The organism is Streptomyces lomondensis (assembly GCF_014651035.1).
GTDB classification, from domain to species: Bacteria; Actinomycetota; Actinomycetes; order Streptomycetales; family Streptomycetaceae; genus Streptomyces; species Streptomyces lomondensis.
The window spans coordinates 652,514-670,496 of sequence record NZ_BMWC01000003.1 but is presented as its reverse complement, the minus strand read 5'-3'; the positions used below and the strand labels follow the sequence as shown (position 1 = coordinate 670,496).

Sequence of the window (17,983 nt, the reverse complement as noted above, 5' to 3'; positions counted from 1 at the left end):
GGGCGTTGTGGTCGTATTTACACACAAACAGGAAAGAAGGCACATACCGCCCCACGCGGCTCCGACACGCTCATCAGCCCGACCGGCACCCGCCCGGTGGAGCGTCCCGACCGTTCGTCGAACCGTTCGTCGACGCGATCGACCGTCCGCCGCACAGCCGGGTACGTGCCCTGTGCCACAGCCGCGCCCTGCGGTGGCATACGGCCATGACGGCCGGATCCACTCTCACGAACGGGACGACCGCCGAGCACGAGCTCGCCGCACTGCAGCGCGAGCACGGCCGGCCCCTCTTCGCGCTCCTGCTCCGGCTCTGCGACGGCGACCGGCAGCGCGCGGAGGACCTGGTCCAGGAGACGCTGGTGCGTGCCTGGCAGCACCCCGAGGCCCTGCGGGCCGACGACTTCGACTCCGTACGGCCCTGGCTGATGACCGTCGGGCGGCGCCTCGCGATCGACGCCCGGCGGGCCCGGCAGGCCCGCCCCGCCGAGGTCGGCGACGCGGTGCTGGAGAACGCGCGGGTCATCTCCGACCACGCCGAGCGGGCCGCGGCGATGCTCGACGTCCGCCAGGCTGTGAAGACACTCACTCCGGAGCACCGTGAAGTCCTGGTGCTCGTGTACTTCCAGGGGGCGAGTGTGGCGGAAGCCGCGGAGACCCTCGGGATTCCGCCCGGTACCGTGAAGTCCCGCGCGTACTACGCGCTGCGCGCCCTGCGCCGGGTGCTTCCGGGATACGCCGCCGACCTGCGGTGAAACCAATGACTGAGTCAAGCCTCCGTAAAGCGCCTTGCTGAGGACCCCGGTTGAGTAATCGGCTGTTCCCATCCGTGTTCCGGGTGGGGCCGACAACGCCCCGGGGATCCGGTGTCGGGCGACGCGCACGTACCGGAGGAAGGCAGGAAGGGATGCTGCACAGAGGGCAGGAGAGCACGGACGGCGCCGGCGGTGAACTGACCGTCCCCATGGCGTGGTTGTACGCCGAGTACATCGCCGACGAGCTGCTGCGGACCGGCGATCTGATGCCGCCGACGTCCTTCGAGTTCCGCGCCGGGCGCGATGCCCTGGCGCTCACCATCTTCCTCTCCGACACCGACGGGGAGCTGTCCGGCATCAGGGTCGTCACCCAGCTGGAGACGTGGCTGTCCCTGACCGCGTACGACCAGCCGTGGCAGGAGTGGGTGCGCGAGCGGCTGGCCGAGGTCGCCGCCGCGGCCGCGGAGTCGGGCGGGCCGGCACCCGACCTGGAGCTGGCGCAGGAGGCCTGGCGCTGGCTCCAGGAGACGGAGCTGCTCGCGCCGGACCTGAACGCGGTGCCGGGCGGCGCTCCGGTGGTCGGGGAGGACGAGGGGCCGAAGGTCTGGACGCCCGCCTGGCAGCTCGGGCTGCCGCTGGGACACCTCGCGATCCATCTTTTTTAGATTTCGCGGCCCCGGACCAATCCGGGGGCCGGAGGGCTCCGAATCCTTTGGTTGCGATTGTGTCACCGGCTTGAGTGATTCCGCCGCCTGGTCCGTACCGGTGGGAGCAACGAGTAACCCAACCCGCACCCAACGGCACGAGGATTCGGCATGAGGTCCCTGGAAAGGCATCGCGACGTCGGCGCCTACGCGCTCGGCGTGCTGGACGAGGCGGAGGCCTTCCGCTTCGAGGACCACCTCATGGAGTGCCCTCGGTGCGCCGCAGAGGTGACGGAATTCGGCCCGACGACACGGCAGTTGATGCTGTACCGGCGGGCGACGCCGCGGTTGGTGCACCCGATGGCGCAGCCCGGGCCGCGCATGCTGGACCGGCTGCTGGCCGAGGTGGCGACCCGGCGCCGGGCCGGACGCAGACGCACCCTGTTCGCCCTGGCGGCCTCGGTGGTGTTCGCGGTGTCGGTGCCCGGGATCGCGATGATGGCCGAGGGCAGCGGCGAGGGGCCCCTGACGGTCGCGGCGACCGACGCCACGACGGGGGTGTGGGCGCAGGTCACGACGGAGGACGAGGCCTCGGGCAGCCAGGTCGAGCTGAAGGTGAAGGACGCGGCCGGACCCCGCGCCTGCCATCTGGTGATCATCGGCCACGACGGCACCGAGGAGACCGCCACCAGCTGGCACGGCCCCGGTCACGACGCCCACCCGAACACGATGATGGCCAGCTCGTCCATGCATCCGGACCAGATCGCCCGCTACGAGATCCGCTCGGGGAGCGGGGAGGTCCTGATTCGGCTGGAGCCCCGCTGACCATCCGTCCGCCCCTGTCGCCGGGCGCCCTGGGCGCCCCGGTGTGAGACTGCTGGACGACACACCAGGGCTGCGCGGCGAGGGGAGACGAGGTGACGACGGCGGAGACCGGCGAGGGTCGCCTGGAGGAGTTCCTCGCCGACCCGGCGAACTCGGCGCTGGACCTGGCCCCCGCGGTGGCCCGCTGCACCAGGGCCCTGGGGCTCCAGCACTCCGTGGTGTACCTGGCCGACATCCAGCAGCGCCGGCTCGTGCCGCTCACCGACGTGGCCTCGCCCCTGTCCGTCGACGACTCGCTCGCCGGGTGGGCCTACCGCACGCAGTCGCTGCGCGTGGAGGAGTCCGAGTCGGGCGGCATGACGGCCTGGATCCCCCTCCTGGACGGCGCCGAACGGCTCGGCGTCCTCTCCGTGCTCTGCCCGGCGCTGACACCTGCCGTGCTGCGCCGCGGCCGGGCCCTCGCCACCCTGCTCGCGATGATGATCACGTCGAAGCGGGCGTACAAGGACTCCTTCGTCCGGCGGACGCGCACGGAACCGATGCGGCTGCCCGCCGAGATGCTGCGGGCCTTCCTGCCGCCCCGCACGATCGGCACCGGGCACGTCGTGTCGACGGCCGTGCTGGAACCGGCCTACGAGATCGGCGGCGACGCCTTCGACCACTCCCTGACCGAGACGACCCTGCACGCCGCGGTGCTCGACGCCATGGGGCACGACCTGGCCTCCGGGCTCACCACGGCCGTGTCGCTGGCCGCGTGCCGCAACGCCCGGCGGACCGGCGCGGACCTGCCCGAACTGGTGGAGTGCGTCGACGACGCGCTGGCGCACTGGCTCCCCGACCAGTTCTGCACGGGCGTCCTGGCCGAGCTGGACCTGGCCTCCGGGACGCTGCGGTGGTGCAACTGCGGGCATCCCCCGCCGCTGCTCATCCGCGACCAGCGGCTGCACGTGGACGCCATGCGGCGCGAGCCGGATCCGCCGATGGGGCTGCCGTCCCTGCTCGCCGAGCGGCGGCGGCAGACGCACGAGATCACGCTGAAGCCCGGCGACCGGGTGCTGATGTACACCGACGGGGTGACCGAGGCCCGGGCGAGCGACGGCGGCGAGTTCGGCCTGGAGCAGTTCGCCGACTACATCATCCGGGCGACGGCCGCGGGCGAGCTGGCGCCCGAGACGCTGCGGCGGCTCATCCACTCCATCCTCGACTCGCCCACCAGCCGGCTGCGGGACGACGCGACCCTCCTGATGTTCGAGTGGACGCCGCCGTCCCGGTGAGCGGCCCCCGGGTCACTTCAGCAGCCGGGACATCCTGCGGTCCGCCAGCGGCTTCCCGCCGGTCTGGCAGGTCGGGCAGTACTGGAGCGAGGAGTCGCTGAAGGACACCTCGCGGATGGTGTCGCCGCACACCGGGCAGGGCTCGCCGGTGCGGCCGTGCACGCGCAGGCCGCTCTTCTTCTCGGCCTTCAGCCGCCCGGCCGCCACGCCCCGGGAGCGTTCGACCGCCTCGGTGAGCGTGTCGCGCAGGGCCGCGTACAGCCGCCCGGTCTCCTCCTCGGTCAGGGACGCCGCCAGCTTGAAGGGCGACATCCGCGCCGCGTGCAGGATCTCGTCGCTGTAGGCGTTGCCCACGCCCGCGATCAGGCTCTGGTCACGCAACGCGCCCTTGAGCTGGCGCCGTTCACCGGCCAGCAGTTCCGCGAGGCGCGCTGCGTCGAAGTCCTCGGCCAGCGGGTCGGGGCCGAGCCGGGCGATGCCCGGGACCTGCTGCGGGTCCCCCACGACGTACGCCGCGAGCCGCTTCTGGGTGCCGGCCTCGGTCAGGTCGAAGCCGGCGCCGGTCTCCAGGGCGACGCGCAGGGCGAGGGGGCCCTTGCCGGGGCGGGGCGGGCCGTCGGGGAGGCGGTCCTTCCAGTGCAGCCAGCCCGCGCGGGCCAGATGCGTCACGAGATGCGGGCCGTCCGCGGTCTCGAGGTCGAGGAACTTGCCGTACCGGCGTACGGCGGCCACCTCGTGGCCCTCCAGCGCGGACAGGGGCGGGTCGTACGTCTTCAGGACGCTGATCGCCACGGGCAGCACCCGCACGATCTCGTGGCCGACGAGGTGCTCGGTGAGGAAGTCCTTGAGCGCCTCGACCTCGGGGAGTTCCGGCATAGGTCCAGAGTGCCACGCGGGGTCAGTCGTGGTCCGGCACCACGAACTCGCACCACACGGCCTTGCCACCGCCCCGGGCCTCCACGCCCCACACGTCGGTGAGCAGCTCGACCAGCAGCAGGCCGCGCCCGGAGACGCCCGAGTCGCCCGCCTCGCGGCGGCGCGGCAGGGCGCTGGAGGAGTCCTCGACCTCGACGCGCAGCCGGCGCTCGGAGCCGGTGAGGGCCCGCAGGGTGACGATCGCGGAGCCCTCGGTGTGCATCAGGGCGTTGGTGATCAGCTCGTCGGCGACGAGTTCGATCTCGTCGGCCCGGTCGGGGGCTCCCCAGGCGGAGACCGCGGTGCGGATCATGTGCCGGGCCTCGGCCAGGGCGGCGGCGTCGCCGGGGGCCACGTGCCGCTGGAGCCGGTGGCCGGACTGCGGGCCGTCCGGGCCGCGCCGGCGCAGCAGGAGCAGCGCCACGTCGTCGTCGCCGCCGCGTTCGGCGGCCACGTCGATGAGCCGGTCGGCGAGGTCCCGTACGTCGTCGGGGCCGGTGTCGACGAGGGCGGTCAGGGTGCGCATGCCGTCGTCGAGGTCGGCGCCGGGCTGCTCGACGAGGCCGTCGGTGCACAGCAGCAGGGTGTCGCCGGGGTCGAGTTCTATGGTGCCCACGGGGTAGTCGAGGCGGCCGAACTCGGCGGACAGTCCGAGCGGCAGACCGCCCGGGACGGTGACGCGGCGGCAGGAGCCGTCGGTGTGCCGCACGAGCGGATCGATGTGCCCGGCCCGGACCACCTGGAGCACGCCCGTGGACAGGTCGGCCTCGGCGTAGAGGCAGGTGGCGGAGCGGTCGGTGTCGAGTTCGTGCAGGAAGACGGAGGCCCGGGCCATGACGGTGGCCGGGGTGTGTCCCTCGGCGGCGTAGGCGCGCAGCACGATGCGCAACTGGCCCATGACGGCCGCCGCGTGCGTGTCGTGGCCCTGGACGTCGCCGATGACGGCGCCGACCCGGCCGCCGGGCAGCGGGATCAGGTCGTACCAGTCGCCGCCGATGTCCCGGCCGACGGAGCCGCCGATGGTGGCGGCGCGGTAGCGGACGGCGATGTCGGCGCCGGGCACGCTGGGGATGGTCCGGGGCAGCATGGCCTGCTGGAGGCCCTGCGCGAGGTCCATCTCCTGCTCGTAGAACATGGCCCGCTGGAGGCTCTGCGCGATGCTGCTGCCGAGGGCGACGAGGATGTTGCGCTCCTCGGAGGTGAAGCCGCGCCGGTCGCTGTAGAGCAGGCCCATCGCGCCGATCGGCCGGGCCTGGACGATGAGCGGCAGATAGGCGGCCGAGGTGATGTTCAGGCCGGTGATGTGCGGCCACAGGATCGGGTAGCGCTCGGCGAACTCCTCCGGCGACTCGATGAAGCACGGGCTCAGGGTCCGGACGGCCTCGCTCATCGGGTAGGGCTCGTCGATCCGGGTGACGTCCGTGCCGGGGACGAAGCTGCCCGCGGGGCCCTCGGCGACCAGGCGGATGCGGCCGGCCTCGACCAGGCCCATGACGAGGCTGGTGGCGCCCAGGTGGGTGAGGCCGTGGGTGTCCTTGAGGACGTCAATGACGTCCTGGACGGTGCGGGCGTGGGCGAGGGCGGCCGTGGTGAGTTCGACGACGTTGGTCTGCTCCCGGCGGGCCTCGTCCTGGGCGGCCTGGTCGCGGCGTGCGTCGCTCTCCACCAGTTCCTGGGTGGCGTCCCGGACGATGCCGATGATGCGGCGGGGCCGTCCGGTCTCGTCGCGCCGGATGTAGCCCTGGGTGTGGGTCCAGCGCAGGGTGCCGTCGCGGCGGCGGATGCGGAAGTAGGCGCCGTAGTTCTCGCTGCCGTCCTTCAGGGCCTGGGAGACGACGGTGTCCAGGCGTCGCGCCTCGCCGGGCGGGACCCGCTTGGCGAGGGTCTCGGGGTGGTCGTCGTACTCGTCGGGGCGCACGTCGAAGACCTCGTGGGCCTGGGCGTCCATCTGCATCAGGCCGGTGTCCAGATCCCAGTCGAAGCTGCCCATCCGGTTGAGCGCGAGGATCGGGTCCGGGTGGGCGGGCCAGTCGTCCGGGAGTGACAGGGCGCTCGCTCCCCGATCAGCCATGGGCCCACCTTGCCAGGATTCGTCCGATTCTTCGACCGGATGTGCCGAGTCTACGGGCCACCCGTCCGCGTCGGCCCTCAGTTACTGAAGACGTCCGTGGGGCTGCCGAGGATGCTGTCGGCGGCCCGGTCGTCGGGAATCAGTCCGGCTCCGTCGGGCAGGTCGGGGGTGTCCGGCACGGCGTCGGGGCCGACCTCGTCGGGGTCTTCCGGGACTTCGGGGTCTTCAGGGTCCTCGGGGTCTTCAGGGTCCGGTTCGCCGGGGTCCTCCGGGGCCGGATCCTCCGGGGGAGGCTCGGTCTCGTACGGCGGGGGCGGGGCGGAGTCGCCGATCGGGTCCGCGTCCGGGGGCGCGCCCGGCTCACGCGGGATCGCGCCCGACTCGCCCGGGGCCGCGGACGGCGGCCGGGACACCGCCGGGGATGCCGCCGGGGATGCCGTCGTCCACACCGGCGGCGGTAGAGCCCGGTCGTGGCGTACGTCGTGTCCCGGGCGCCGTTCGATCCAGGTCCGGGCGGCGGCGTCGACGAGCGTGAAGGAGGTGACGGCGCGCGGGGCGGGGGTCACGACGATCACCTCGCCGGGCCGGTAGCCGGGCCAGGGGGTGCCTTGGCTGACCGGCGTGCCGCGCATCGCCTCCGGCGGGAGCAGCGGGTTGCCGCAGGCGCAGCGGACGCGGGGCACGCCCCTGTCGTCGACCAGGACGGCGGTGCCCGCCTGGAGGACGGACTGGTAGCCGCCTGCCCGTCCGGCGCGGTAGCCGTGGCTGGTGACGCGGGTGTCGGCGCGCAGCACGACCGGGGTCAGTCCGCGCACGTGGTCGCCGAGGTCCGCCGGGGAGACGCCCGCGACCCGGGCGAAGGCGCGGGCCTTGGCCCGGTCGCGAGTGAGGTGGCCGATCTGGCGGCCGATGTCGCAACTGCCGGTCCGCTCGGTGCCGCCGTACAGGCCGGGCGTCCCGCCGGAGAGTGAGCGCAGTCCGCTCAGGGCGGCGGAGACGCGGGCGGCTCCGCCCGCCGTCTGCGGCGTTCGCGGGGCGGGGGGTGGGGTGGCCGTCGTGGTGGCCGTGGAGTCCGTGAAGGGGTCCGGCCCCGGGGCCGCGGCCGGCAGGAGGAAGAGCGCTCCGCCGGTGCCCGCGTCGCCGTCGCGGTCGCCGTCGCCGCGACCGCAGCCCGCGAGGAGGAGTGCCGCCGCGAGCGCGCAGGCCGTGACGGAGGCCCCCGTGGGTGTCCGCACCTGATCCTCCCGCCCGCTTCGTCACTGTTCAGGCAATGCGTCACTATTGTTTGCTTCGCTCACTCGGGTTACGCAACCGGAGCGGTGGTACGCGGAGCGTGACGGGCTAGGTGGAAGGAGCGCATCGGCCGTGGACTGGTTCACCGCATCCGACTACTGGCTGACCCGGCTGGTCTTCCAGCGGGCGCTGGCCGCCGTGTACCTGGTCGCGTTCCTGACGGCGGCCCTCCAGTTCCGCGCGCTGATCGGGCAGCGCGGCATGCTGCCGGTGCCGCGGTTCGTCGAGCGGGTGCCGTTCAAACGGGCGCCGAGCCTGTTCCAGCTGTACTACTCGGACCGCTTCTTCGCGCTCTGCGCCTGGGCGGGGTGCGCGGTGTCGGCGGCGCTGCTGGCCGGGCTGGACTCGCTGCTGCCGCTGTGGGGCGGCATGCTGCTGTGGCTGGTGCCGTGGGCGCTCTACCTGTCGATCGTCAACGTCGGGCAGACCTGGTACTCGTTCGGCTGGGAGTCGCTGCTGCTGGAGGTCGGGTTCCTCGCCGTGTTCCTCGGCAACGACGAGGTGGCGCCGCCGGTCGTGGTGCTGTTCCTGCTGCGGTGGATCCTGTTCCGGGTGGAGTTCGGCGCGGGGCTGATCAAGATGCGCGGCGACGAGTGCTGGCGGAAACTGACGTGTCTGGACCACCATCACGAGACCCAGCCGATGCCGGGCCCGCTGAGCTGGTTCTTCCACCATCTGCCCAGGCCCCTGCACCGCGTCGAGGTGGCCGCGAACCACTTCACGCAACTCGTGGTGCCGTTCCTGCTGTTCGCCCCGCAGCCGGTCGCCACGGCCGCCGCGTCGCTGATGATCGTCACCCAGCTGTGGCTGGTGCTGTCGGGCAACTTCTCCTGGCTGAACTGGATCACGATCGTGCTCGCCCTGTCGGCCGTGCGGTTCCCGGCCGATGCGCCGGACGTGCCGGACGCCCCGCTGTGGTACGTCGTCGTGGTGCTCGCGGTGGCGGCGCTGCTCGTGGGCCTCAGCTACCGGCCGGTGCGCAACATGCTCTCCCGCCGACAGGTGATGAACCGCTCCTTCGACCCGCTGCACCTGGTCAACACCTACGGGGCGTTCGGCAGCGTGAGCCGGGTGCGGTACGAGGTGGTGGTCGAGGGCACCTCGGACGAGGTGCCACGGGAGGACTCCGACTGGCGGGAGTACGAGTTCAAGGGCAAGCCGGGCGATCCCCGGCGCTGGCCGCGCCAGTTCGCGCCCTACCATCTGCGCCTGGACTGGCTGATGTGGTTCGCGGCCCTCTCCCCGGCGTACGCCGGGTCCTGGTTCGGCGCGCTGGTGGAGCGGTTGCTGGAGAACGACCGGGACACACTGAAGCTGCTGCGCCGCTCGCCGTTCCCGCCGGACGAGCCGCCGCGGTACGTGCGCGCCCGCCTGTTCCGCTACCGCTACACGACGTGGCGCGAGCTGCGGGAGACGGGCGCGTGCTGGGAGCGGACGTATGTGCGGGAGTACCTGCCGCCGACGCGGCTGGCGGAGGCCGCTCAGAGGTCGTAGACGCGGGTGGCGGTGGTCTGCAGGATCTGTGTGTGGTCGTCCGGGTCGGTCAGCCGGCGCGTGGCGTCCAGGATGTCGCCGTACGTCGTCGCCAGGGTGGACACCGGCCAGTCCGAGCCGTACATCAGACGGCCGGGCCCGAAGGCCTCCAGTGCCACGTCGGCGTAGGGGCGCAGGTCCTCGACGGTCCAGGAGGCGGGGTCGGCCTCGGTGGCCAGGCCGGACAGCTTGGCGACCGTGTTGGGCAGGGCGGCGAGGGCGCGCAGGCCGGACGCCCAGGGTTCGAGCGCGCCGGAGGCGATGGGCGGCTTGCCCAGGTGGTCGAGGACGAAGGTGAGGCCGGGCAGGGCGGCGGCGGCCCGGACGCAGGCGGGCAGTTGGTGCGGGAGCACCACCAGGTCGTAGACCAGCCCGGCGTCGGCGACGGCGGCCAGCCCCCGGCGTACGTCCGGGCGCAGCAGCCACTCGGGGTCGGGCTCGCCCTGGACCTGGTGGCGGATGCCCTTGAGGTGGCTGCCGCCGGGGAGTTCCCGCAGCCGGGCGAGTTCGTCGGCGACGTCGGGGCGGGTGAGGTCGGTCCAGCCGACGACGCCCGCGACGAGGTCGTGCTCGTCGGCGAGGGCCAGGAACTCGGGGGTCTCCTCGGGCACGGTGACCGTCTGGACGAGGACCGTGCGGCCCACTCCGGCGGCTCTCGCCTCGGGTTCGAGGTCCTTCATGGTGAAGTCGCGCCGGAGCGGGGCGAGTTCGGGGCCGATGATCCAGTCCTGGTCCCGGACGGACAGGTCCCACACGTGGTGGTGGGCGTCGACGACGGTCATGAGGGCAGCTCCCACACGACGGGCAGGCCGGCGTCCGCGCCCTCGCCGGAGTAGTCGTGGACGACGTCCAGCAGTTCGGCCATCCGGGCCTGCCAGGCGACGTTGACCGGCAGGTTCTCCAGCTCGGCGAGGAGGCGGGCGTAGTCCTCGCACTCCAGGACGTGGAACAGGTCGGTGCCGCTGCGCCAGATCGTCCAGGAGGTGGCGCCGGCGGCGCGGATGGCGTCGGTGAGTTCCTCGGGGACCTCGCGGTGGGCGGCCTCGTACGCGGCGACGCGGTCGGCGCGGACCTTGGTGTGCAGGGCGACTCTCATGAGAGTTCCTTCGAGGAGGCCTCGGCGGGGACGGGGGCGTCGGGGGGCAGCAGGCCCTGGGCGCGCAGGTCCTGCCAGAAGGCGTCCGGCACCCGGGCGGCGAACTGGTGGGCGCAGTCACGGACCTCGTGTGCCGAGCGGGCTCCGACGAGGACGCTCGCGACGGCCGGGTGGGCTGCGCAGAAGGCCAGGGCGGCGGCGCGCAGCGTGGTGCCGTGGCGGTCGGCGACGGACTTCAGGCGCAGGGCCCGCTGGACCAGCTCGGAGGGGGCGATGCTGTAGTTGTACCGCGCGCCCGGCTCGGGGTTGGCCAGCAGGCCGGAGTTGAAGGCGCCGCCGATGACGACGGACGTGCCGCGTTCGTGGGCCGCGGGCAGCAGGCCGGTGAGGGCGCTCTGGTCGAGCAGGGTGTAGCGGCCGGCGCACAGCACCACGTCGACGTCGGTGTCGCGGACGAAGCGGGTGAGCATCCCGGCCTGGTTCATGCCGGCGCCGATCGCGCCGACCACGCCCTCGGAGCGGAGCTTCTCCAGGGCCGGGTAGCCCTCGCGGAAGGCCGCTTCGGCGTGTTCGTCCGGGTCGTGGAGGTAGACGATGTCGACCCGGTCGAGGCCGAGGCGTTCCAGGCTGGAGTCCAGGGTGCGGCGGATGCCGTCGGCGCTGAAGTCCCACACGCGGCGGTGGGCGGCGGGCACGGCGAAGCCGTGGGCGAGGTCGTCGCCGCCGGCGTCCGACGGTTCCAGGCGGCGGCCCACCTTGGTGGAGATCGTGTACTGCTCGCGGGGGCGGTCGCGCAGGGCGGCGCCGAGGCGGCGTTCGGACAGGCCCAGGCCGTAGTGCGGGGCCGTGTCGAAGTAGCGGACGCCCCGCTGCCAGGCGGCCTCGACGGCGTCGTGGGCCTGCTCCTCGCCGACCTCCGTGTACAGGTTGCCGATGGCGGCGGCGCCGAAGGACAGGGCGCTGACCTGGACGCCGCCGGCGCCGAGCCGGTTCACCGGGCCACCGGGCGCAGCCGCAGGCCCTGCATGCCGCCGTCGACGGCGAGCGAGGTGCCCGTGGTGGCGCCGGACAGGGGGCTCGCCAGGTAGGCGATGGCGCCCGCGACCTCCGCGGCTGCGACCAGCCGGCCGGTGGGCTGGCGGGCCTCGAGGGCGGCGCGTTCGGCGGCCGGGTCGGGCGCGGCGTCGAGGAGGCGGCCGACCCAGGGGGTGTCGACCGTGCCCGGGTTGACGCAGGTGACGCGGATGCCCTCGCGGACGTGGTCGGCGGCCATGGCGAGGGTCAGGGAGTACACGGCGCCCTTGGTGGCGCTGTACAGGGCGCGCTGCGGCAGGCCCGCGGTGGCCGCGATGGAGCAGGTGTTGACGATCGCCGCGTGCGCGGAGGCGCGCAGGTGGGGCAGGCAGGCGCGGGTGGTGCGCACCATGCCGACCACGTTGACGTCGTAGACGCGGTGCCACTCCTCGTCGGGGTTGTCCTCGACGGTGCCCTGGGCTCCGATGCCGGCGTTGTTGACCAGGACGTCGAGGCCGCCGAGGTCGGCGACCGCCGCCGCGACGGCCTGGCGCACGGACGTGTCGTCGGTGACGTCCGCGCGGTAGCCGAGGAGTGGCTTGTCGACCGGCGACGGGTCCAGGTCGAGGACGGCGACCTGCGCGCCGCGCTCGGCCAGGAGGTCGGCGGTGGCCCGGCCGATGCCGGAGGCACCGCCCGTCACCAGGGCCTTCAGGCCCTCGAAGTCGCTCATACAGCGTGCCCCTTCTGCAGATCGGCGGCCCAGAACTCGCCGCCCGGGTAGGTGTAGCGCGCCAGTGACTCCGGCCGCATGGCGGCCGAGAAGCCCGGTGCGGTGGGTGCCACGTAGTGACCCTGTCGGATGACGACCGGGTCGAGGAAGTGGTCGTGCAGATGATCGACGTATTCGATGACGCGGTCCTCGGTCGTGCCGGAGAGGGCCACGTAGTCGAACATCGACAGATGCTGGACGAGTTCGCACAGGCCGACCCCGCCCGCGTGCGGGCAGACCGGCACGCCGAACTTGGCCGCGAGCAGCAGGATCGCGAGGTTCTCGGGGACGCCGCCGACGCGGGCGGCGTCGATCTGGACGACGTCGAGCGCGCCGGCCTGGAGGAGCTGCTTGAAGACGATCCGGTTGTGCACGTGCTCGCCGGTGGCGACCTTCACGGGGGCGACGGCCCGGCGGATCGCCGCGTGGCCGAGGATGTCGTCGGGGCTGGTGGGCTCCTCGATCCAGTACGGGTCGAACTCGGCGAGGGCCTTGGTCCAGCGGATCGCCTCGTCGACGTCCCAGCGCTGGTTGGCGTCGACGGCCATGCGGACGTCCGGGCCGATGACGGACCGGGCGACGCGGCAGCGGCGGATGTCGTCGTCGAGGTCGGCGCCGACCTTGAGCTTGATCTGCGTGAAGCCGTCGGCGACGGCCTCGGCGGCGAGCCGGGTGAGCTTCTCGTCGTCGTAGCCGAGCCAGCCGGGCGAGGTGGTGTAGGCGGGGTAGCCGCGTTCCAGCAGCCGGGCCGTGCGTTCCTCGGCGCCCTGCCGGCCGCGGCGGAGCAGGGTCAGGGCCTCCTCGGGGGTGAGGGCGTCGGTGAGGTAGCGGAAGTCGATCTGGCGCACCAGCCATTCCGGCTCGGCCTCGGCGAGCAGCCGCCACAGCGGCAGGCCGGCGCGTTTGGCGGCCAGGTCCCACACGGCGTTGACGACCGCGCCGATCGCCATGTGCATCACGCCCTTCTCGGGCCCGAGCCAGCGCAGCTGGCTGTCGCCGATCAGGTCGCGGTTCAGGGTGGAGGGGTCGGCGCACAGGTCGGCCACCTCGCGGCCGACCAGATGTCCGCGCAGCGCGTCGATCGCGGCGACCTGCACCTCGTTGCCCCGCCCGATGGTGAAGGCGAATCCGTGCCCCTCGTGCCCGTCGGCCGCGTCCGTGCGCAGCACGACGTAGGCCGCCGAGTAGTCGGGGTCCGGGTTCATCGCGTCGGAGCCGTCGAGCTCGCGCGAGGTGGGGAAGCGGATGTCGTGGGTGTCGACCGTGGTGATGCGGGCGGGCGTCGGGGACACGGAGGGCCTTTCGGGTCGGTTGCAGGTGGCGGGGGCGTCAGTCCTGGGCGCGGCCCGTGGTGACGCGGGCGATCATGAGGGCGACCAGGATGATCCCGCCGTAGATGGCCTGGATCCAGAAGGACGGCACCTGGGCGAGGGTGAGCAGGTTCTGCACGACCCCCAGGAGGAGTACGCCGGTCAGGGCGCCGAACATGGTGCCCTTGCCGCCGTCGAGGGCGATGCCGCCGATCACCGCGGCGGCGAACACCGTGAAGATCATGTTCTGGCCCTGGTTGGCGCTGATCGCGCCGACATAGCCGGTCTGCATGATGCCGCCGACCGCGGCGAGGACGCCCGCGACGACGAACACGCCGAGCATGACGCGCTCCACGCGGATGCCCGCGGCCCGGGCGGCGTCCGCGTTGCCGCCGATGGCGTACAGGGCGCGGCCGACCCGGTGGTACTTCAGGACCAGCCCGGCGACCGCGAAGGCGAGCGCGGCGAGCCACACCGACAGCGGGACGGCGAGAAAGGTGGTGGTGGCCAGCGAGGAGAAGCTGTCGGGCATGCCGAACAGCGTCTTGCCCTTGGTCGCGCCGACCAGCAGGCCGCGCAGCACGATGAGCATCGCCAGCGTCACGATGAACGCGTTGAGCTTGAACTTCACGACCAGGACGCCGTTGAACGCGCCGACGGCCGCGCCCACGACCAGGATCGCCAACAGGGCGAGAGCGGCGGGGAGTTCGGTGCCCCAGCCGGACTGGGCGGCGGGCAGCACGAGCAGCGCGCCGACGGCGGGCGCGATGCCGACGACCGATTCCAGGGACAGGTCGAACTTGCCGGTGATCAGCACGAGCGACTCGGCGAGGACGACCATCGCGAGGGCGGCGGAGGCGCCGAGGATCGAGATCAGGTTGCGCTCGGTGAGGAACGAGTCGTTGACGATCGCGCCGAGCACCATGAGCAGCAACAGGGCCGGTACGAGGGCGAGTTCACGGGCCCGGCGCAACAGCACGGTCCGCGCCGACCCGGTGTCGGTCGCGCCCACCGGCTTCACCGGCGGAGCCTTGGTGTCAGCCATGGTCCACTCCTTCGATGGAGGCGATGAGCTCGTGGTCGCGCCAGCCCGCCGGGTGCTCGGCGACGACCCGGCCGTGGAAGAGGACGAGGACCCGGTCGCAGCGCCTGAGGTCGTCGAGTTCGTCGGAGACGACGAGCACGGCGGTGCCGTCCTCGCGGGCGCTGTCGACGCGGGCGAGCAGGGACTCCTTGGACTTCACGTCGACGCCCGCGGTCGGGTTGACGAGGACCAGGAGACGCGGGTCGGAGGCGAGGGCGCGGGCCATGACGACCTTCTGGGCGTTACCGCCGGACAGGTCCGAGACGGGCTGCTCGGGGCCCTCGGCGTGGATGTCGAGGCGTTCGATCAGCGCGGTGGCGACGGCACGCCTGCGGTCGGTGCCGACGAAGCCGTGGCGGCCCAGCCGGTCCAGGACGCTGAGGGTGGCGTTGTCGCCGATGGACATGCCGAAGACCAGGCCCTGTTGGTGCCGGTCGCGGGGCACGAAGCCGACGCCGGCCTCCAGGGCCTTGCGGACGTCGCCGAACGGGAGCGGTGCGCCGTCGAGCAGGGCCGTCCCGTGCGCCGGGGTGTGCAGTCCCGTGAACGTCTCGGCCAGCTCGATCTTGCCGCTGGCGCTGGACCCGGCGAGTCCGACGACCTCGCCGCGGCGGACGGTGAGGTCGATGTCCTCGTACGCGGCCGAGGTGAGGCCGCGGACGTCGAGGAGGACGGGGCCCGCGGCCTCGGCGGTCCGGTGCCGCTCGGCCTGTTCGGCGATCGCCTCGCCCGCCATGGCCTCCACCAGGGCCTGGCGCGGGAGGTCGGCGACCGGGGCCGTGGTGATCCAGCGGGCGTCGCGCAGCACCGTGACGGTCTGGCAGACCTCGTACACCTCCTGGAGGTGGTGGGAGATGAACAGGAAGGTGACGCCGGAGTCCTGGAGGGCCCGCATGCGGGTGAACAGGCGCTCGATCTCCCGGTTGTCGAGCTGGGCGGTGGGTTCGTCCAGGATGATGAAGCGGGCGCCGAAGCTCAGCGCGCGGGCGATCTCCACCATCTGCCGGTCCTCGACCTTGAGGTCGGCGGTGCGGGCGTCGGGGTCGACGCGCACGTCCCAGGTGCCGAGCAGTTCGGCCGCCTCGGCCTTGAGGCGGCGCCAGCTGATGAAGCCGCGGTGCAGGGGCTGGCGATTGATGAACAGGTTCTCGGCGACGGTCAGTTCGGGCACGACCGTCGGGTGCTGGTAGACGCAGGCGACCTTGCGGCGCCAGGCGTCGCGGTCGGTGAGCGGGGGCGCGGGGTCGCCGTCGAAGCGGACGGTGCCCTCGTCGGGTGCCTCCAGGCCGGTGAGGATCCTGACGAGGGTCGACTTGCCGGCTCCGTTGCGGCCGACGAGGGCGTGGGACTCGCCCGGCAGGACGGTGAGCCGCCCGTCGGCGAGAGCGGTGGTGGGGCCGTATCGCTTGACGATGCCCCGCGTTTCGGCCAGTGCGGTACTCATTCGACCGTGTTGCCCCAGAGCTTGGGGTCGTCGACGTTGTCCTTGGTCACCAGCGGGGCGGGCAGCTGGTCCTCCAGGATGCCGCTGGGCAGTTTCACGATCGTCGAGCCGTGGTCGGTCGGGCCGGGCTCGAACGTCTTCCCCTGCATCGCCGCCTTGATGTAGTACATGCCGTACTTGGCGTAGGCGTCGGCGGGCTGGGAGACCGTCGCGTCGATCTCGCCCTTGCGGATGGCGTCGAACTCCTGCGGGATGCCGTCGTTGGAGACGATGGTGATGTGGCCCGGCTGTCCGGCCTTCTTCAGCATGCCCTTGGACTTGAGGGTCTGGAGGGTGGGCGCCAGGTAGACGCCGCCCGCCTGCATGTAGATGCCCTTGATGTCGGGGTTGGCGTTGAGGAGGGTGTCCAGTTTGGAGGCCGCGGTGTCGGACTCCCACTTGGCGGGGATCTCCAGGACCTTGAGCTTCGGGAAGTTCTTCCGCACGCAGGAGCGGAACGCCTCGGAGCGGTCGCGGCCGTTGACCGAGGCGAGGTCGCCCATGATCTGCACGACCTTGCCGGAGGTGATGTGCTCGCCGAGGTACCGGCAGGCCTTCTCGCCGTACGCCACGTTGTTCGCCCGGACCACCATCGCGACCTTGCCCTGGTCGGGCGCCACGTCCACGGCGACGACCGGCACGCCCTTGCGCTCGGCCTGGTCGAGGCCGGCCTCGATGGCGGCGCTGTCCAGCGGGGCGACGACCAGGCCCTCGACGCCCTGGTTGAGCTGGTTGTTGATGTCGGTGATCTGCTGCGAGGGGTCGCTGTTGGAGTTGACGGTCTTCATCGCGTCCACGCCCTCGGCCTTCGCCATCCTGGGCACGTAGTCGTTGTACGACTGCCAGAACGGCGAGGTGAGCAGGGGCAGCACGACCCCCACCTTGCCCGTGCCGTCCCCACCGCCGGCGCCCGGCGCGCCGGTGTCCTCGGTGCTGCCGCACGCGGCGAGCACGAGACAGGCGCCGGTGGCCAGGGCCACCGCGCCGACGATCCGGGATGTGTTCCGCTTCCGCACTGCGCTTCCGGGCATCTGTGGGTGCTCCCATCGACCGGTGTTCCAGCAGATGCCCGCATACTTATCAGACCACTCCCCCACCAGAACACCCTGCGACGGCACATTTCCGCGCTCCGGACGCATAGTGGTCCGACCACCCTGCTGGTTAGACTGCGCCGGAGCGCTGTGATCGGAGGAGTGGCGTGGACGACGAGACAGCCCCGCAGAAGGGCACCGTGACACAGCGCGCCATCGAGCGGATCAAGGCGATGATCGGCGAGGGCCGGCTGGAGCCGGGCCAGCGGCTGCCGACCGAGCGGGACCTGGCCGCACAGCTCGGCATCTCCCGCAGCTCCATGCGCGAGGCGATCCGCGCGCTCACGGTGCTGGGCGTGCTGGAGGCCCGGCACGGGTCGGGCATCTACGTCACGCAGCTGGAGGCCGGCGACCTGCTGGAGACCTTCGGTGTGGTGGCGGACCTGTCGCGCGGCCCGCGTCTGGTGGAGCTGCTGGAGATCCGGCGGATCCTGGAGTCGACGGCGACGGCGCTGGCCGCCGCGCGGATCACCGGGGACCAGCTGGCCGAGGTGGAGAAGCACCTGGCGGCGATGAACGCCACGGACGATCCGGAGGAGATCCTCGCCCACGACCTGGCCTTCCACCGCGTGATCGCGACGGCCGCGGGCAACGAGACGATGGCCGCGATCCTGGAGGGCCTGTCGTCGCGGACGTTCCGCGCCCGGGTCTGGCGCGGCTACCAGGAGGAGGGGGCCTTCGCCCGCACCCGGCGCGAACACGCGGCGATCCACCGCGCCCTGGCCGCCCACGACCCGGAGGCGGCCCGCGCGGCGGCGGCCGCGCACGTGGGCGAGGTGGAGATGTGGCTACGCGCACAGCTCGGGCCCTAGGTCGATCCCAGGGC

General features: G+C 72.6%; 17 protein-coding genes. 6 read left to right on the top strand and 11 right to left on the bottom strand.

What is annotated here, in order from left to right; translation table 11 throughout:
* Window positions 1–206 precede the first annotated feature (206 nt).
* From IE255_RS14495 to IE255_RS14480, 4 genes are all read left to right on the top strand, one after another.
* Window positions 207–752, top strand: a complete 546-nt coding sequence (locus tag IE255_RS14495) for a sigma-70 family RNA polymerase sigma factor (RefSeq protein WP_010037282.1) — start codon at window positions 207–209, stop codon at window positions 750–752.
* Between the two features lie 152 nt (window positions 753–904).
* Window positions 905–1,417 carry a hypothetical protein gene (locus IE255_RS14490; RefSeq protein ID WP_190050633.1) on the top strand — a complete coding sequence of 171 codons (513 nt, stop codon included), beginning with the start codon at window positions 905–907 and terminating at the stop codon, window positions 1,415–1,417.
* Between the two features lie 150 nt (window positions 1,418–1,567).
* Complete coding sequence (locus tag IE255_RS14485) at window positions 1,568–2,221, top strand: zf-HC2 domain-containing protein (protein ID WP_190050632.1); 654 nt, start codon at window positions 1,568–1,570, stop codon at window positions 2,219–2,221.
* Window positions 2,222–2,313: 92 nt separating this feature from the next.
* Window positions 2,314–3,495: a PP2C family protein-serine/threonine phosphatase gene (locus IE255_RS14480; protein WP_190050631.1), complete on the top strand. Its 1,182-nt coding sequence runs from the start codon at window positions 2,314–2,316 to the stop codon at window positions 3,493–3,495.
* Between the two features lie 12 nt (window positions 3,496–3,507).
* On the opposite strand, the gene IE255_RS14475 is transcribed toward IE255_RS14480, so the two are convergent.
* From IE255_RS14475 to IE255_RS14465, 3 genes are all read right to left on the bottom strand, one after another.
* The gene (locus tag IE255_RS14475) at window positions 3,508–4,371 is read right to left on the bottom strand and encodes an Fpg/Nei family DNA glycosylase (RefSeq protein ID WP_190050630.1); all 864 of its coding nucleotides are present in this window, start codon (window positions 4,369–4,371) and stop codon (window positions 3,508–3,510) included.
* A 22-nt stretch (window positions 4,372–4,393) separates the two neighbouring features.
* A complete protein-coding gene (locus tag IE255_RS14470) occupies window positions 4,394–6,481 on the bottom strand; it encodes a SpoIIE family protein phosphatase (protein WP_190050629.1) in 2,088 nt (695 codons plus the stop codon).
* A gap of 77 nt (window positions 6,482–6,558) precedes the next feature.
* On the bottom strand, window positions 6,559–7,716 hold the full coding sequence (locus tag IE255_RS14465) for a DUF6777 domain-containing protein (protein WP_190050628.1): 1,158 nt from the start codon (window positions 7,714–7,716) through the stop codon (window positions 6,559–6,561).
* Between the two features lie 130 nt (window positions 7,717–7,846).
* Here IE255_RS14465 and IE255_RS14460 point away from each other — a divergent pair, with 130 nt between their 5' ends.
* Window positions 7,847–9,268 carry a lipase maturation factor family protein gene (locus IE255_RS14460; RefSeq protein WP_190050627.1) on the top strand — a complete coding sequence of 474 codons (1,422 nt, stop codon included), beginning with the start codon at window positions 7,847–7,849 and terminating at the stop codon, window positions 9,266–9,268.
* On the opposite strand, the gene IE255_RS14455 is transcribed toward IE255_RS14460, so the two are convergent.
* The 8 genes from IE255_RS14455 to IE255_RS14420 are packed head-to-tail and all read right to left on the bottom strand — an operon-like array spanning window position 9,256 to window position 17,097.
* Window positions 9,256–10,089 (bottom strand): amidohydrolase family protein, encoded by an 834-nt coding sequence (locus IE255_RS14455; RefSeq protein ID WP_190050626.1) that lies wholly within the window; start codon window positions 10,087–10,089, stop codon window positions 9,256–9,258. The genes IE255_RS14460 and IE255_RS14455 overlap by 13 nt on opposite strands.
* Window positions 10,086–10,403: an L-rhamnose mutarotase gene (locus IE255_RS14450; RefSeq protein ID WP_190050625.1), complete on the bottom strand. Its 318-nt coding sequence runs from the start codon at window positions 10,401–10,403 to the stop codon at window positions 10,086–10,088. The genes IE255_RS14455 and IE255_RS14450 overlap by 4 nt, the downstream gene beginning before the upstream one ends.
* On the bottom strand, window positions 10,400–11,398 hold the full coding sequence (locus tag IE255_RS14445; protein WP_190050624.1) for an aldo/keto reductase: 999 nt from the start codon (window positions 11,396–11,398) through the stop codon (window positions 10,400–10,402). Before IE255_RS14445 ends, IE255_RS14450 begins: the two co-directional genes overlap by 4 nt.
* Window positions 11,395–12,150 carry an SDR family NAD(P)-dependent oxidoreductase gene (locus IE255_RS14440; protein WP_190050623.1) on the bottom strand — a complete coding sequence of 252 codons (756 nt, stop codon included), beginning with the start codon at window positions 12,148–12,150 and terminating at the stop codon, window positions 11,395–11,397. The genes IE255_RS14445 and IE255_RS14440 overlap by 4 nt, the downstream gene beginning before the upstream one ends.
* Complete coding sequence (locus tag IE255_RS14435; protein WP_190050622.1) at window positions 12,147–13,481, bottom strand: L-fuconate dehydratase; 1,335 nt, start codon at window positions 13,479–13,481, stop codon at window positions 12,147–12,149. Before IE255_RS14435 ends, IE255_RS14440 begins: the two co-directional genes overlap by 4 nt.
* Window positions 13,482–13,518: 37 nt before the next feature.
* Window positions 13,519–14,544, bottom strand: a complete 1,026-nt coding sequence (locus tag IE255_RS14430; RefSeq protein ID WP_190050621.1) for an ABC transporter permease — start codon at window positions 14,542–14,544, stop codon at window positions 13,519–13,521.
* Window positions 14,537–16,027 carry a sugar ABC transporter ATP-binding protein gene (locus IE255_RS14425; protein ID WP_190050620.1) on the bottom strand — a complete coding sequence of 497 codons (1,491 nt, stop codon included), beginning with the start codon at window positions 16,025–16,027 and terminating at the stop codon, window positions 14,537–14,539. Before IE255_RS14425 ends, IE255_RS14430 begins: the two co-directional genes overlap by 8 nt.
* Entirely contained in the window at window positions 16,024–17,097 is a 1,074-nt protein-coding gene (locus tag IE255_RS14420; RefSeq protein WP_190050619.1) for a sugar ABC transporter substrate-binding protein, read from the bottom strand. The genes IE255_RS14425 and IE255_RS14420 overlap by 4 nt, the downstream gene beginning before the upstream one ends.
* A gap of 167 nt (window positions 17,098–17,264) precedes the next feature.
* Here IE255_RS14420 and IE255_RS14415 point away from each other — a divergent pair, with 167 nt between their 5' ends.
* Window positions 17,265–17,969, top strand: a complete 705-nt coding sequence (locus tag IE255_RS14415; protein WP_190050618.1) for a FadR/GntR family transcriptional regulator — start codon at window positions 17,265–17,267, stop codon at window positions 17,967–17,969.
* Window positions 17,970–17,983 lie beyond the last annotated feature (14 nt).